The sequence below is a fragment of the Streptomyces sp. NPDC093097 genome (genome assembly GCF_044754325.1).
Classification (GTDB): domain Bacteria; phylum Actinomycetota; class Actinomycetes; order Streptomycetales; family Streptomycetaceae; genus Streptomyces.
The window spans coordinates 84072-98757 of the sequence record NZ_JBIVOW010000020.1 but is presented as its reverse complement, the minus strand read 5'-3'; the positions used below and the strand labels follow the sequence as shown (position 1 = coordinate 98757).

12 protein-coding genes and 1 pseudogene are annotated in these 14686 nt (G+C 73.1%); 8 read left to right on the top strand and 5 right to left on the bottom strand.

Going from position 1 to position 14686, the window contains the following annotated elements:
* Positions 1–128 precede the first annotated feature (128 nt).
* Complete coding sequence (locus ACIQE0_RS29105; RefSeq protein ID WP_402337770.1) at positions 129–977, bottom strand: alpha/beta fold hydrolase; 849 nt, start codon at positions 975–977, stop codon at positions 129–131.
* Between the two features lie 272 nt (positions 978–1249).
* Complete coding sequence (locus ACIQE0_RS29100) at positions 1250–2593, bottom strand: MFS transporter (RefSeq protein WP_402337767.1); 1344 nt, start codon at positions 2591–2593, stop codon at positions 1250–1252.
* 218 nt (positions 2594–2811) lie between these two features.
* On the opposite strand from ACIQE0_RS29100, the gene ACIQE0_RS29095 reads away from it, so the two are divergent.
* Entirely contained in the window at positions 2812–3420 is a 609-nt protein-coding gene (locus tag ACIQE0_RS29095) for a CGNR zinc finger domain-containing protein (protein WP_402337764.1), read from the top strand.
* Between the two features lie 93 nt (positions 3421–3513).
* Here the strand turns inward: ACIQE0_RS29095 and ACIQE0_RS29090 are convergent, their stop codons facing one another.
* Both ACIQE0_RS29090 and ACIQE0_RS29085 read right to left on the bottom strand, forming a co-directional pair.
* Positions 3514–4035 carry a TerD family protein gene (locus ACIQE0_RS29090; protein WP_402337761.1) on the bottom strand — a complete coding sequence of 174 codons (522 nt, stop codon included), beginning with the start codon at positions 4033–4035 and terminating at the stop codon, positions 3514–3516.
* A gap of 423 nt (positions 4036–4458) precedes the next feature.
* The gene (locus ACIQE0_RS29085; RefSeq protein ID WP_402337758.1) at positions 4459–5046 is read right to left on the bottom strand and encodes a TetR/AcrR family transcriptional regulator; all 588 of its coding nucleotides are present in this window, start codon (positions 5044–5046) and stop codon (positions 4459–4461) included.
* 200 nt (positions 5047–5246) lie between these two features.
* Here ACIQE0_RS29085 and ACIQE0_RS29080 point away from each other — a divergent pair, with 200 nt between their 5' ends.
* The 6 genes from ACIQE0_RS29080 (at position 5247) to ACIQE0_RS29055 (ending at position 10969) form a co-directional block, all read left to right on the top strand.
* Positions 5247–6659 carry an amidase gene (locus ACIQE0_RS29080; protein WP_402337755.1) on the top strand — a complete coding sequence of 471 codons (1413 nt, stop codon included), beginning with the start codon at positions 5247–5249 and terminating at the stop codon, positions 6657–6659.
* A 68-nt stretch (positions 6660–6727) separates the two neighbouring features.
* Positions 6728–7333, top strand: coding sequence for a YdbC family protein (locus ACIQE0_RS29075; RefSeq protein ID WP_366331649.1), 606 nt, complete (start codon positions 6728–6730; stop codon positions 7331–7333).
* Positions 7334–7770: 437 nt separating this feature from the next.
* Positions 7771–8430, top strand: a complete 660-nt coding sequence (locus tag ACIQE0_RS29070) for a histidine phosphatase family protein (protein ID WP_366331648.1) — start codon at positions 7771–7773, stop codon at positions 8428–8430.
* Between the two features lie 11 nt (positions 8431–8441).
* A complete protein-coding gene (locus ACIQE0_RS29065; protein WP_366331647.1) occupies positions 8442–9347 on the top strand; it encodes an ADP-ribosylglycohydrolase family protein in 906 nt (301 codons plus the stop codon).
* Positions 9348–9554: 207 nt separating this feature from the next.
* A complete protein-coding gene (locus ACIQE0_RS29060; RefSeq protein ID WP_402337750.1) occupies positions 9555–10256 on the top strand; it encodes a ribonuclease HII in 702 nt (233 codons plus the stop codon).
* Positions 10257–10324: 68 nt separating this feature from the next.
* Entirely contained in the window at positions 10325–10969 is a 645-nt protein-coding gene (locus ACIQE0_RS29055) for a hypothetical protein (RefSeq protein WP_402337747.1), read from the top strand.
* Positions 10970–11366: 397 nt separating this feature from the next.
* Here the strand turns inward: ACIQE0_RS29055 and ACIQE0_RS29050 are convergent.
* A pseudogene (locus ACIQE0_RS29050) lies at positions 11367–11897 on the bottom strand (hypothetical protein); the annotation flags it as partial.
* 600 nt (positions 11898–12497) lie between these two features.
* On the opposite strand from ACIQE0_RS29050, the gene ACIQE0_RS29045 reads away from it, so the two are divergent.
* Positions 12498–14657 (top strand): RecQ family ATP-dependent DNA helicase, encoded by a 2160-nt coding sequence (locus ACIQE0_RS29045; RefSeq protein WP_366331644.1) that lies wholly within the window; start codon positions 12498–12500, stop codon positions 14655–14657.
* Positions 14658–14686: the final 29 nt, after the last annotated feature.

Sequence of the window (14686 nt, the reverse complement as noted above, 5' to 3'; positions counted from 1 at the left end):
GGGCGGCGGAGACCGATGGACCCCGGACTCCACCGCCCCGGTATGGACGTACCTTGCGCCGGCTTGCGCGTCTTGTACGGTCAGTGCCTGGTGGCCCGCTGATGGGTGACGCGGGAACTCCGCGAGCGCTACGGGAGGAAGCCGGTGACGGTCCGGGTGAAGTGTTCCGGGTCGTCGAGCCAGGGGAAGTGGCCGGCACCCGGCTGGACGGCCACCTCGGCGCCGGGCAGCAGTGCGGCGATCTCCGCGGCGACGCGCGGCAGCGGGCCGCTGTCCCACTCGCCCACCAGGAGCAGCACCGGTATGCCCTGCGCGGTCAGCGCCGCCAGGGCCGAGCGGGCCGCGGCCGGATCGAAGGCCCCGGCGGACGCATACCGCTCCGCGGCCTCCTCGTTGCTCTGCGGGACCTCGGTGGCGGCGTGCTCCTGGGCTGCCGCGTCCCAACGCCCGTAGAAGAAGGGGGCGATGGCGTCCCAGTCGGCGTCCGTGGGGGTGCCGGACCAGACCGCCTCGTAGGAGCGGTGGGCGGTGGGGAACCACGGTTCGGCGGAGCGCAGGGCGGCCGCTTCCCGCCGGTGTGCCTCGGTGAAGTCGATGCCCAGGGCGCGGGCCCGGGCGGTGACCAGGGTGAGGCTGCGGATTCGTGCCGGAAAACGGGCGGCGTAGAGCAGGGCGAGATCGCCGGCCGCGGAGTGCGCGAGAAGATCGACGCGTTCGAGACCGAGGTGCGCGCGGAACGCCTCGACGTCGTCCACCTGCCGGTCGCAGCGGTAGGTCGCCGGGTCGGTGGGAATGCCGGAGGCGCCGGTGCCGCGCAGATCGAGCTGGATCAATTGGCGGTGCTCCGCCATTCCGCCCAGATCGCCGAGGTAGGCGGAAGCGCGCATGGGACCGCCGGGAAGACAGAGCAGCGGCTCGCCTTTCCCCACGAGGTGGTAGGCGAGCGTGGTCCCGTCGGGCGCGGTGAAAGCAGGCATGGCAGTAATCCTGGGCATACGCGAATGGTGCGGCAAGTGGTTATGCCGGGGCTCATGAGGTCGCGGTGAGAGGTCGCAGGGGGCGGTGGATATCGAGTAGTTGCGGTGTTCCGTTGGGGGGCGGTGCGGGCCCCTTGTGTGGTCGGGTGGGGCGGATCGGGTCGGGTCGGGTCGGGTCGGGTCGTGGTGAGTGTGGGGCGGGGCGACTTCAGGAGGTAGGGCTCTTCAGGGGTGAGGGCTTTTGGGAGGTGGGGCTTACGGGAGGTGAGGTGTTAAAGGGCCGTCCCTCGGTGGGGGTGTGGGGCTTCCTCCTGTGCTTCCTCCTGTGCTTTCTTTTGTGTCTCCTCCGGGGTTTTGCCCTGTGTTTTCTCCTGGGATTCGTCCTGTGTGGGGGTATCTGCGGCCGGGCTGGGGCGGCGGCCGCCGGTCAGGAGGAGTGTGTGGAGCAGCGCGGCGATGACTTGCAGGGCGGCGATCGTCAGGAGGAGGGCCGGCGGCGGGAGCGCTGCGGCCAGTCCCGTGAGGCCCGCGCCGCAGGCCGCCGCCGTGACCTTCAGGCCGGCTCCCAGGGTGAACACCTGGGCCCGTACGGCTGCCGGGGCGTGGTCGGCACGGATGCGTAGCGTTGCCGTCAGTAGGGGGCCGTCGCACAGTCCGGCGAGGACGAACAGTGCCACGACGGCCGCCGGCCACGGGGTCAGCGCGGCGGCAGCGAGGGCGACGCCGGTGCCCAACAGGGCGGCAGTGGCCATCAGTTGGGTCGACACGCGCGGCCGCCACCGGGCCACACTCAACGATCCGGCGAGCGCCCCCACGGCGAACGCGGTCATCAAGGTGCCGCCGCTGCCCGGGTGGCCCCGGTGTGCGGCGAGCAGCACCGTGGTGGTGGTCAGGCCGCCGATCCCGACGAATGCCAGGCAGGTGGCAGCGGTGATCGCCCGCAGTTCCCGGACGCGTACCACGGCGGTCAGGCCCGCGATCGGTCCGGACCGCTCTGCGTCCGGGGCGGGCCCGGCGTCGGGCGGCTGGACGCCGGGCCGGTCACGTCCGCGGAAGAGCCCGGGGGACAGCGTGGCGGCGACCGCCGCCGCCCCGGCGAGGAGCGCCATCGCCGGGCCCGGTGACCACAGCCCGGCGATCACGCTCACAGCGGCCGGACCGGCTACCGAGGCGGCGTTGTAGACCGCGGCGTCCAGCGCGTAGGCGCGATCGCGTGCGGGCCCCGCGGGGACCAGGACCGCTATCAGCCCCGACAGGCCACCGGAGACCACCGGGCCACAGCTGCCGCCGAGCAGCGCCACGGCCAGCGTCACCGGCGCGGGGGCGCGCCCGGTGAGCAGCGCCAGCGCGCCGATGGCCGCGGCGAACCCGCCCAGGGCCACCAGGTGGAACAGCCGGGGCCGTCGGGTGCGTGCCGCGAGGGCGCCCACCAGGGGAGCGGCGAGGAGATGCGGTGCCATCCAGGCAGTGAGGACGAACGCGCCCTGGGCGGCGCTGCCGGTACGGGCCAGTGCCAGCAGTACCGCGGCCACGGCCATGCCCTCCTCGGCCAGCCGCGCGAACAGGGCGACGGCCAGATAGCGCGGCAACCCGGTAGAAGTGCGGGCGGTGTGCATGGCCAGTCTCTCCCGTCCGACGGTTCCGTAACGGCTTATGAATATAAGGCGTTACGGTGAGAGGAGAGGAAGGCGCGGGGGCGGGGTGGCGTGAAATGGGTGGGGAGTAGGGGGCGATGGTGCTGGCCGGGTGCGGAGGGTGGACTTCGGGCGGCCGGCAACGAACCCCGGCGGCAACGGCACGGCACGGCACGGCACAGAACGGAACGGAAGGCGCTATGCAGACCAACACTGAGCACGGCATCGGCGAGGGCGTCAGTGCCGGTACCGGGGATGCCGCCCCGCGGCACGGTTTCCGGCCCGCGGAGCGGTTGATCGACCTGGCCAACGCCGTCCGGGCGGTGCCGGATCTGCCCCGCGCCGCCCTCGTCGAACTCCTCGTCCGGCACGGCGAGAGCCCCGACGAGCTCACCGAGCAGGCGTTCTCGGAGCGCGATGCCGGTGAACTCCGCGGCGCCGCGGCCCAGATGGCCCAACTCCTCACCGAGGCCGACACCGATCGGGCCGCCCTCGCCCTCAATGCGCTGCTGGCCGCCTGCGGCGCCCGACCGCGGCTCTCCCGGCACGATGGCCACCCCTGGCACCTGCATGTCGACCGGGGGGATGACGCGGGTTGGGCCGACTGGTTCCTGGCCTCCAGTGCGCTGGCGTTGGCCCAGATCCTGACCGAGCACGGCCGCGTCCCCTGGGGCGAGTGTGCGGCGTCCGGCTGCACCACTCTCTACCTGGGCACGGGCCCAGGGAGCGCCCGCCGCTACTGCTCGTCGGCCTGTGCCACGCGGGAGCGGGTCGCGGCCCACCGTCGCCGCAAGAAGGCGGGTAAGTGACGGGAGCGGCAAGGGTGGTGGAAGGCCGGGGAAGGGAAGGGGGGAGAGGCGGACGCTGCCGCCTCCCGGCCCCGTTGCCCGTATCCGTATGTGTCAGGCGCCCATCAGTCGGGTGAAGGTCTCGGGGTCGGCGTCGAACCCGCGCAGTGCGGGCTGGAAACGCCATTCGCCGGCCGCGTCCCGGACGAACTCGGCGACCGTCGACGCCGTCGCGTCCTCGACCTCGGAGAAGTCGACCCGCGCGAGCTTGTCGTACCCCTCCCGCACCTCGATGAGGGTGCCCTCCACCTCGCCGAAAACCTTCCGGCCGTGCGCCTGTTGGATCACCACGCCCACCATGACGCGGGAGTAGCGCTCGGACAGCCGGCCCAGCTCCAGCGTCATGACCTCGTCGTCACCGAAACCCTGACCGGTCCGGCTGTCCCGGTTGAGGGTGATGGTCCCGTCCGGTGAGCGGCTGTCGAAGTGCACCAGATAGGCGGGGTCGCCGTGGGGTGCGTCCGCCGGGTAGGTCGCGGCGATGATGTCCAGGTCGATGTCCGGCTCGCCTATGGGGCTGGGGTCCCATCCGAGTGCCACCACGATCTTTTCGATGCCCTTGTTGAACGTGTTCACCGGGCTCCTTTCCGTCAGCTCCCGTGGCTCGGCCCGCCGGGTTCCCGGCGGACAACTGCCTGGGAATTTCGCCGTGTTCTCCCATCGTCCCACGCGTCCGCCGGCGGCGGCCCACCAAATGCGCGGCCGGCAAGGGGTGTTCGGTGCACCGGTGCAATCCGTCTGTGCTCCTCGGTGCAATGGGGCACATGTCTCGGTGCAATGAGGGGCATTGCCTCCGCTGGGCCGCGCCGATTGCTACCGAGTGCGCCGAGTGCGCCGAGTGGAATGTGCTGAGCTGTTGTTCCGAGTGTGCTGACGTCAGCAGACAACTCTGCGGGCGGTCAGAGTGGTTCGCTCTGCCCGCCCGTCTTCCTCGGTGCGTCGCCCCGCCCCGGCTCCCGGCTGTTCACGACGCTCGCACCGATTGCTCGCGCGCGTCGCTCACGTCGCCGCCTCGCCCCACAGGCGGGTGAGATGGCCGTCGAGGACGTCCCGTGCCTCCTCGGGGGAGAGGTGGCCGATGAGGACGTGGGTGGTGAGGCCGTCGGCGAGGGCAAGGAGGGCGCGGGCGGCGTGCTCTGGCGCGGCGGTCCCGGTGGCCTCGCCGATCAACCGGCTGCACAACGCCTGGAGTTCGGCGTAACTGGCGCGCAGGATGCCGGCCAGGCGCGGGGTGACCGCGGCCTGGGCGACGAAGGCCAGCCAGACGCGTGCCTCGGCGCGCTGCTCCTCCCGCAGCAGCGCGATCTCGGTCGCCGCGTGCCCCAGTGTCGTACGGGCCGACTGGGCGGGCGAGGCGACCAGTTGTGCCGTGACCCGGGTGGTGATCCGCTCGCCGATGTGGGTGAGTGCGAAGACCAGCATCTCCTCCTTGGTGCGGAAGCAGCGCTGGACGGCGCCCATGGACACCTCCGCGCGGGCCGCCACGTCCCGGAGCGTCACTCCTTCCAGGCCGCTCTCGTCGGCCAGTTGGCACACGGCGTCGGCGATCTGCCGGCGCCGGCTCTCGTGGTCCACCTGTCTGGGCATGCGGTGCTCCGTCTTTATTCGATGCGTGCGTATCGGTAACAAGGTTACGATGGCGAGGTAGTGATGCGCATGCATCGAAACGTCGTGTGACGCCGTCCGTGGCCTCCGCTGCCCGCTGAGCGCTGCCGTGGAGGCGGCCGGCCCCGCGACGGCGATGCGACGACGATGCGACGACGACGAAACGGTGAGGACTCACGGACATGCGTGATGCGCTCTGGAAGATGCCGGCCCGCGCCCAGGCGGCGGCGGTGCGCGCCGGGGAGGTGACCGCGGCGGAACTGGTCGAGGACCACCTGACGCGGATCGCCGAGGTCAATCCGGCGGTCAACGCCGTGACCCAACTGCTCGCCGACCGGGCGCGGGCGGATGCCGCGGAGACCGACCGACGGCGCGCCGCGGGCGCCGCGCTGGGCCCGCTGGCCGGTGTGCCGTTCACGGTCAAGGAGACCACCGACATCGAGGGCGTGCCGACGACCTTCGGCGTGGAGCAGTTCCGTGACCGCGTGGCGCGCGCCGACGCGCCCCCGGTGGCCCGGTTGCGCGCGGCTGGTGCCGTCCCCATCGGGCACAGCAACATGCCGACGCTGATCCTCGCCGGTGTGCACGCCCGCAGCGTCCTCTACGGGGACACCGCCAACCCCTGGGACCCGAAGGTCACTCCGGGCGGCTCCAGTGGCGGCGACGGTGCCGCGGTGGCCACCGGGATGGCCCCGCTCGGCCTGGGCAACGACTCCGGGGGATCGGTGCGCCTTCCCGCGTCCTTCTGCGGCGTCGCGGCACTGAAGCCGACCTATGGGAGGTTCGCCGCCGATCACCGCATCGGCTCCGACGATCCTTCCTTCGCCTCCCAAATCCTCGTCTCGGACGGCCCGTTGGCCCGTACGGTCGACGATCTGCGCCTGGCCTACGAGGTGCTCGCCGGCGCCGACCCGCGCGACCCGAGAGCGGTACCGATGCCCCCGTACGGCGAGCCGCTGCCGCGCCCCCTCAAGGTGGCGGTGGTGGCGGACCCGGGCGGGCGCGGTGTCCACCCGACCGTGCGCGCGGCGGTCGAGCGCGCCGCTGAGGCGCTTCGGGAGGCCGGGTACGAGGTGTGCGAGGGGCTCGACATGCCGCGGCTGGACGACGCCGTGGAGGTCTACGAGAGGCTCACCCGGGCCGAGTTCGCCACGACCTGGCCGGTGGTCAAGCCGCTGCTGGGGGAGGGCGGGCACCGCTACATCGAGCTGAGCATGGACGGGGCGGCCCCCGCCGAACTGCCCGAGTACCTGCGGCTCACCGGCGCGCGCCTGGGCATCCAGCGTGACTGGGCGGGCTTCCTGGACGCCTATCCGCTGGTTCTGGGGCCGGTGTTCACCGACCCGCCGTTCGTGCCGGGGGACGAGTCGCGGGACCTGGAGAGCCATCGGCGGGTGCAGAAGGCGCTGCGGCTGTGCACCGCGACCAGCTTCGTCGGGGTGCCCGCTGTGGCGGTGCCGACCGGAGTGGTGGACGGGCTCCCCTACGGTGTGCAGCTGATCGGGCGCGCCTATCGGGAGGACCTGTGCCTGACGGCCGCTGAGGAGGTGGAGCGGCGTCTTGGGGTGCTGACGCCCATCGATCCGCGGACGTAGGGGAGTTCGGGCCGGCGGGGAGCCCGTGCGCAGCGGATCTTGCGGTGCGCGGGCCGTACGATGGCGCGGTGCTGGTCAAGTGGATTCGCCTCACCGTCGTGGACCGTCAAGGTTTCGAGCGGGGGCAGCGGAAATGGGCCGGGCTCCTGGGCGAGCCCGGTTTCCGGGGGCAGGCCGGGGGCTGGAGCCGGTCCCGGCCCGGTGTCGCCCACCTGGTCGGCTTCTGGGAGAGCCGGTCGTTCTACGACTCCTTCATGGCGCGCTCGCACGACCGGTTGGCGGCCGCGCAGACCGGCACCTACAAGGACATCCAAGTGCGGCTGTTCGAGCACGAATTCGACGTGAAGGTGGGGTTCCGGCCGGCCTTCGGCGATGCGGACGTGCTGCGGCTGGCGCACTGCCAGGTGCGCCAGGACCGGGTGGACCACTTCGTGCTCATGCAGGAGAAGGTCTGGAATCCGGCGATGGCCGGGTCGCCCGGCATGCTCCGGGGGATGGTCGGGCGGGCTCCCGGTGAGGAGTTCCTGGTGCTGTCCATGTGGCAGTCGGCGGCCGAGCGCGGCAAGTACCGCCCTGAGCGGGTGGAACGGCTGGCGCTGCGGGCCCAGATAGCCGCGGACGTCCAGGCGATCGCGGGCGACGTGGTGCAGCTCGAACCCTCCTGGACGGTGTGAACCCCGAGGTCGGTCCGGCCGCCCGGGGGAGCGGGCCGCGGTGCCGGCCGCGATCATCGCGGGACCGGACGCGGCCGCCGCGGGGCGGGTGAACGAGGTGACGACCTCATGGGCGAGGGCGCGCAGATCGCCCTCCAGGGACCTGGTGTCGGGCGGCGGTCGGCGTTCCTCGCCCCGCCAGGTCCGGGGCGTCGGCGATCAGTCCCTCCAGGTCTCCCCAGCGGGCGGTGCGCCCGCCGGGCCGTCGCCCCTGACCTGCGTCTTCTCGGCGTCGCCGGACGACTGCGGCTCCCGTGGTGTCGGTGCGGGCGGTGTGTCGTCCGCGCCGTAACGGAACCCAAGTTGCGTTTGCGTCCCGTCGGGGTCAGCGGCGCAGGCGGTGGGCACCCCGCCACCCACGCCCGGCATGTACAGGGCAGGCGTTTTACGCTGGCCGCATGGCACGGCCCCGACGCATCGTCCTGCTCCGCCACGGCGAGTCCGTGGGGAACGTCGACGACACCGTCTACGAGCGCGAGCCCGACCACGCCCTCGCGCTGACCGCGAAAGGGCGGAGCCAGGCGGAGGACGCCGGCCGTGCCCTGCGCGCGATGTTCGACGGCGAACGGATCTCCGCCTATGTGTCGCCGTACCGCCGCACCCACCAGACCTTCCAGAGCCTCGGCCTGGACCCCGCGAAGGTCCGGGTCCGCGAGGAGCCCCGGCTCCGCGAACAGGACTGGGGCAACTGGCAGGACCGCGACGACGTACGGCGCCAGAAGGCCTACCGCGACGCCTATGGTCACTTCTTCTACCGCTTCGCACAGGGCGAGTCGGGCGCCGACGTCTACGACCGGGTCGGAGCCTTCCTGGAGAGCCTCTGGCGCAGCTTCGAGGACCCCCACCACCCACCCAACGTCCTGATCGTCACGCACGGCCTCACCATGCGGCTGTTCTGCATGCGGTGGTTCCACTGGACGGTCGCCGAGTTCGAATCGCTCTCCAACCCGGACAACGCCGAATGGCGCACCCTGCTCCTGGGCCCCGACGGCCGCTACAGCCTCGACCGCCCCTTCGACCGCTGGTGTGAGCCCGAGTCTTACGGCGTCACCGGTTAAAGTGCACAGCGATGACGACCCCTGACCCCCGTGACGCGGAGCGCTGTGCGCGGGCTCTGGCGAGCCTGCGCGGCCTCTCCGTGGGCGACGCCCTCGGATCGCAGTTCTTCGTCCCCGCCCACTACCCCGTCCTCAAGCGCCGCGAACTGCCGCCCGGCCCCTGGCGGTGGACCGACGACACCGAGATGGCCTGCTCCGTCCTGGCCGTGCTCACCACGCACTACCGCGTCGACCAGGACGCCCTGGCCCGCTCGTTCGCCGAGCACCACGACGCCGGCCGCGACTACGGCCCGGCCGTCGACCGCCTCCTCCGCCAGATCCGCGAGGGCGGCGACTGGCACGAACTGGCCGCCGCGCTCTTCAACGGCCACGGCTCCTGGGGCAACGGCGCCGCCATGCGTATCGCCCCCCTCGGCGCCTGGTACGCCGACGACCCCGAGCAGGCCACCCACCAGGCGGAGATCTCCGCCTACCCCACCCACCAGCACCGCGAGGCCGTCGTCGGCGCCATGGCCGTGGCCGCCGCCGCCGCGCTGGTCGCCGACCCGGCGCGCACCCTCCGCCCCGAGGAACTGATCGACGGCGTGCTGGCCCTCATCCCGCGCAGCGCCGTCCAGGCCGGCCTGCGCCGGGCCCGCGACATGCTCGACTACGGCGACCCCGGCACCGTCGCCGCCGTCCTCGGCTGCGGGCGCCGCACCAGTGCCCACGACACCGTCCCGTTCGCCCTCTGGGCCGCCGCCCGCCACCTCGGCGACTACGAGCAGGCGTTCTGGACCACCGCCCGGGCAGGCGGCGACGTCGACACCACCTGCGGCATCGTCGGCGGCATCGTGGCCGCGTCCCCCAACGGCGCCCCGCCCCGGGAATGGCTCGACCGCGCCGAGTCGCTCCCCTCCTGGGCGCCCACCCTCTGACCCCTGCTCCCAGCTCGCACAACGGGCCGTCCCCAGCGGCCACTTCATGCCCTGAAGGCCGCCGTGACGTGCCCCCGTGCACCTCTCCTCCTGCCTGTCGGTGGGTGCGTCGGACCGGCTCGTCGGGGCCTCCGCCGGCGTCCGCGGACCCCGCCTCCGGATCCGGTGCGGACGGCCGCGTCGAATAGGCGTAATCTGGCTGGCGCCATGCCGTACGAGCCTCCCACTCACACCGTTGAGCGATCACTGCGCGCCACCACGGGCGCCAAGATCGTCGTAGGGATCGACGAGGTCGGGCGCGGAGCCTGGGCCGGTCCGGTCAGTGTCTGCGCCGCCATCACCGGTCTGCGCCGGCCGCCGGACGGACTCACCGATTCCAAGCTGCTGACCCCCAAGCGCCGCACCGAACTCTGCAAGGTGCTCGCCGACTGGGTCACCTCGTACGCCCTGGGGCACTCCTCCCCGGAGGAGATCGATGCCCTGGGAATGACCGCTGCGCTCCGGCTCGCCGCCGTACGCGCCCTGGAGGCGCTCCCGGTCCGACCGGACGCGGTCATCCTCGACGGCAAGCACGACTACCTGGGCGCGCCGTGGCGGGTCCGGACGGTCATCAAGGGCGACCAGTCCTGCATCGCGGTCGCCGCCGCGTCCGTGATCGCCAAAGTGCGGCGGGACGCCATGATGGCCGAACTCGGCCTGGGGTACGCCGACTTCGACTTCGCAGCCAACGCCGGCTACCCCTCGCCGACCCACCGCACCGCCCTGGAGCAGTACGGTCCCACGCCGTACCACCGGGTGTCGTGGTCCTACATGGACGCCCTGCCCCGGTGGCAGCACCTCAAGAAGGTGCGTGTCACCCCCGAAGCAGCCGCTCTGGAGGCCGGTGGCCAACTCGGCTTCGACTTCTGAGCGGAGCGGAGCGGGAATTCGGTACCCGCTGTCATGTCCCCGCACCTACGTTTGATAGACATCCTTTTATGCCTCTCATCCCCGAGGAGCCTCAGATTCACGAGAGTGTCCCGGGTCCCCGCGCAACTCCGGCCGCCGGCCGCACCGCGCCGACCCCCCGTCCTGTCCCCGGTCCCCGCCCCGCCCCGCCGCGAGGCGCACCCGCGTCCAGTGCCCGTCCCGGCAAGCCCGGACCGGCCGCTCCGCCGCGAGGGCCGGTCCCTGCCCCGCCGACGCAGCGCACGGGCTCCCCGCAGCCTCCCGCCGCCGCGACCGGCACCGCCGACGGCGCCCAGCTCCAGCTGATCCCGGCGCCCGCCGGCGGAGCCATCGACGCCGCCGACGAAACCGTCGACCTGCTCCTGGATTCCGGCCGCGCGCCGGGCGAGATCCTGGTGCTGACCACCGGCGAGAACCACCCGTGGGCGGCCCACGAACTGTCCTTCGGTGAGGCGTCCTACTGGGCGCAGCACGACGCGGCCGACGACGTGTTCTACGCGGACGCCGGCGCCGAACGCATCACCGGGCGTCCCGTCGTGGTCGTCGCCGCCAACGGCGACAGCGACGAGGTCACCGCGCGGGTGCTGCCCGCCGCCATGGCCCGTGCCGGCGTGCTGCTGATCGTCTGCGGTGACCCGCAGCAGATCAACGCCGTGCTCGGCGCGAACGCCTGACCAACACCAGCCCGACACGGCCCGCCGGCCCTTTATGGCCGGTCGGGCTCGTTCGCGCGCCCGGATACCGGGCACCCGCCCGGGCATTCCACTGTGGTCACCGCGGCACCGTGCGCCGGCGCGTCTCGGTCGCGCCGCCGCCGGCGCGCCGGGGCGTGCTCCGGACGGTGCGCGGCTGCTCGCCCGGCGCCGCGGTCCGCACCTCCGGGGCGCACTGCGGGGCCACCGGGTCCCGGCCGGCCGGGACGGCCGGCCCGCCTGCCTGTGGGGGCGCGTCCCAGGGGGCTGCCCACTCCGGGCCGGGAACGTGACCGGTGGCATGCGTCGCTCCGGCCCCGTCGGCCGTGCCGCGCCGGCGGCCACCGCGCACCGCGTCCGGGCCGCTCCCGGACTTCCGAGGAGAGGGGCCCCTGGGCCGTCGCCCGCCCCGCCCCTCGCCCAGCACCTGCCAACGGTCCCGCGTCAGCGCGATGAACGCCCCGCAGCGGAGCCCGTGCAGCGTGCAGGCGTCGCGCAGACCCCACATCCATGCCCCGTCCGCCTCCGTCCACCGGGGCTCGCCGTCCCGGCAGTGGAGCAACACCGCCGTCCGCACCGGGACGCGCAGCCGCAGATCGTGCGGGATGATCCGGCGCAGCTGCGCCAACAGCGCGTTGCGGTACGCCCAGCCGTCGGGAGCCGTCGCCGGCCCGCTGAACGACGCGCTGGCGATGACCCGTTCCTGAGGATCCAGCACCGCCACGATCACCGTGCTCGGCCCGGGAAGATGGCGGGCGTACAGATCGGTGACGACCGCGCGGGGCGCGCGCAGCAGCGGGATTCCGGCCGATGCCCACTCCGCCGGTTCCAGCAGTCGCCCCCCTCGGGCGGTGGGGCCGGCCGACTCGGGCGGTGGATCCTGCGGGGGCCGGGCGAATCCGAAGGCCAATCGTCCTCCCTTCGTCTGCGCGTCCGCGCTACGGGCCGCGGCCGGTCGCGCCGGCGCACCGCGGCACGCCCCTGGCGGACCGCGAACGGCCGGATACCGGGAAGCGCTTCCCATTCTCGCCGCTCGCACAGGCATGCGGCAACGAGCAATTCCCCACGCCCGGCCGGAAATCCGCGCTGCGGCACCGCCGTCCCAGCCCTCCGCACTCGCCGCACTGCCACTGCCGCGGCCGCCGCATCGTCGGACTCCGGTCCGCCTGGGCCCTGCCAAATCGGCATCGGTCGTGGGTGATTGCCCAGCTGATGGCCGGCGGTCGCCCCAACACCCGTCCGGCCGCGACCGGTTCACCCTTCGCGGTTCCCCGGCATCGCGGGCAGCCGGCGGTGGTCCAGGTCGAAAGGGGCGCTGGCCCACGTCGTAAAACGTGACGACCGGGGAGGGGCGCGGTGGGGCGCTCCGGACATGACGATCGGGGAGCGGTGCGGTGGGGCGCTCCGGTCCGGCCGACCCCGTCGGTGTGCGGTCGGCGGACCACCTGTGAGCCGACTGCCACGGTGGGTGAACTGGCTCATCGTCCCCGCCATCCGGTTGCATGGGGGTATGGACAACCTGGAGCTCCGCACCGAAGCCGACATCATCCTCGCCGAGCTCGTCGGTGCCCCTGGGGGCGCCGCGCGGCTGCGGGAGGACCAGTGGCAGGCGGTGTCGGCCCTGGTGGAGGAGCGCCGGCGCGCCCTGGTGGTGCAGCGGACGGGCTGGGGGAAGTCGGCGGTGTACTTCGTCGCCACCGCCCTGCTGCGTCGGCGCGGCTCCGGCCCGACGGTGATCGTCTCGCCGCTGCTGGCGTTGATGCGGAACCAGGTCGAGGCGGCGGAGCGGGCCGGTATCCGGGCGCGCACCATCAACTCGGCCAACCCCGAGGAGTGGGACGCGATCCACCAGGAGGTCGAGCGCGGCGAGACCGATGTCCTTCTCGTGAGTCCGGAACGTCTGAATTCCGTGGATTTCCGGGACCGGATGCTGCCCAAGCTCGCGGCCACGACCGGTCTGCTGGTGGTCGACGAGGCGCACTGCATCTCCGACTGGGGCCACGATTTCCGCCCCGACTACCGTCGGCTGCGGGCGATGCTGGCCGATCTTCGGCCCGGTGTGCCGGTGCTGGCCACCACCGCGACGGCCAACGCGCGGGTCACCGCGGATGTCGCGGAGCAGTTGGGCACCGGCGCCGGCGAGGCCCTGGTGCTGCGCGGCCCGCTGGAGCGGGAGAGTCTGCGGCTGGGCGTGGTCCGGTTGCCGGACGCCGCCCACCGGCTCGGCTGGCTCGCCGAGCACCTGGACGAGCTGCCGGGCTCCGGGATCATCTACGCGCTGACGGTGGCCGCGGCCGAGGAGGCCACCGCGTACCTCCGCCAGCGCGGCTTCCCGGTGGCCTCCTACACGGGACGCACCGAGAACGCCGAGCGCCTGCAGGCCGAGACCGACCTCCTGGAGAACCGGGTCAAGGCGCTGGTCGCCACGTCCGCGCTGGGCATGGGCTTCGACAAGCCGGACCTGGGATTCGTGCTCCACCTCGGCTCGCCGTCCTCGCCGATCGCCTACTACCAACAGGTCGGCCGCGCCGGGCGCGGTGTCGAGCACGCCGATGTGCTGCTGCTGCCGGGCAAGGAGGACGAGGCCATCTGGCGCTACTTCGCCGACACCGCCTTCCCGCCCGAGGCGCAGGTGCGGCAGACCCTCGCGGCCCTCGCCGACGCGGGCCGGCCGCTGTCCGCGCCGGCCCTGGAGGCCGCGGTGGACCTCCGGCGGAGCCGGCTGGAGACGATGCTCAAGGTCCTCGACGTGGACGGCGCCGTGCGACGGGTCAAGGGCGGCTGGGAGAGCACCGGCCGGCCGTGGACGTACGACGCGGAGCGCTATGCCTGGGTGGCGCGGCAGCGGGCGGCCGAGCAGCAGGCCATGCGCGACTACGTGAGCACGGACCGGTGCCGGATGGAGTTCCTGCGCCGGCAGCTGGACGACGAGGGGGCGACCTCGTGCGGCCGTTGCGACAACTGCGCGGGCACCTGGGCCGATTCGGCCGTTTCCGCGGAGACGCTGACGGCGGCGGCGAAGGAACTGGACCGCCCGGGGGTGGAGGTCGAGCCGCGTCGGATGTGGCCGACGGGGATGTCGGCACTGGGCATCGACCTCAAGGGACGCATCCCGGCCACGGAGCAGTGCGCCACCGGGCGTGCCCTGGGGCGGCTCTCGGACATCGGCTGGGGCAACCGCCTGCGCCCGCTGCTCGCGGAGAACGCGCCCGACGGGCCGGTCCCCGACGACGTCCTGCGGGCCGCGGTGGACGTCCTCGCCGACTGGGCGCGGTCTGCCGGGGGTTGGGCGTCGAACGCGCCGGACGCCGTCGCGCGCCCGGTGGGTGTCGTCGCGGTGCCGTCCCTGGTGCGCCCGCAACTGGTCGGCTCCCTCGCCCAGGGGATCGCGACGATCGGCCGCCTCCCCTTCCTGGGCGCACTGACGTACACCGGGCTGAGCGATGTGCACAAGGCGCATCGGAGCAACTCCGCGCAACGCCTGAGGACTTTGGCCGGCGCCTTCACCGTCTCGGAGGAACTGGCCGGTGCGCTGGCCGCCTCTCCGGGCCCCGTCCTGCTCGTGGACGACTACACGGACTCCGGCTGGACCCTTGCCGTCGCCGCCCGCCTGCTCCGCCAGGCCGGCAGCGCACAGGTCCTTCCGCTGGTCCTCGCCGCGGCGGGCTGAGCGTGATGACGTCGAGGGGCTGAGAGGAC

Coding starts and splice junctions, on each gene's coding strand:
- ACIQE0_RS29105 (WP_402337770.1), bottom strand. CDS start 977: ATGCCTGCTTTCACCGCGCCCGACGGGACCACGCTCGCCTACCACCTC.
- ACIQE0_RS29100 (WP_402337767.1), bottom strand. CDS start 2,593: ATGCACACCGCCCGCACTTCTACCGGGTTGCCGCGCTATCTGGCCGTC.
- ACIQE0_RS29095 (WP_402337764.1), top strand. CDS start 2,812: ATGCAGACCAACACTGAGCACGGCATCGGCGAGGGCGTCAGTGCCGGT.
- ACIQE0_RS29085 (WP_402337758.1), bottom strand. CDS start 5,046: ATGCCCAGACAGGTGGACCACGAGAGCCGGCGCCGGCAGATCGCCGAC.
- ACIQE0_RS29080 (WP_402337755.1), top strand. CDS start 5,247: ATGCGTGATGCGCTCTGGAAGATGCCGGCCCGCGCCCAGGCGGCGGCG.
- ACIQE0_RS29070 (WP_366331648.1), top strand. CDS start 7,771: ATGGCACGGCCCCGACGCATCGTCCTGCTCCGCCACGGCGAGTCCGTG.
- ACIQE0_RS29065 (WP_366331647.1), top strand. CDS start 8,442: ATGACGACCCCTGACCCCCGTGACGCGGAGCGCTGTGCGCGGGCTCTG.
- ACIQE0_RS29060 (WP_402337750.1), top strand. CDS start 9,555: ATGCCGTACGAGCCTCCCACTCACACCGTTGAGCGATCACTGCGCGCC.
- ACIQE0_RS29055 (WP_402337747.1), top strand. CDS start 10,325: ATGCCTCTCATCCCCGAGGAGCCTCAGATTCACGAGAGTGTCCCGGGT.
- ACIQE0_RS29045 (WP_366331644.1), top strand. CDS start 12,498: ATGGACAACCTGGAGCTCCGCACCGAAGCCGACATCATCCTCGCCGAG.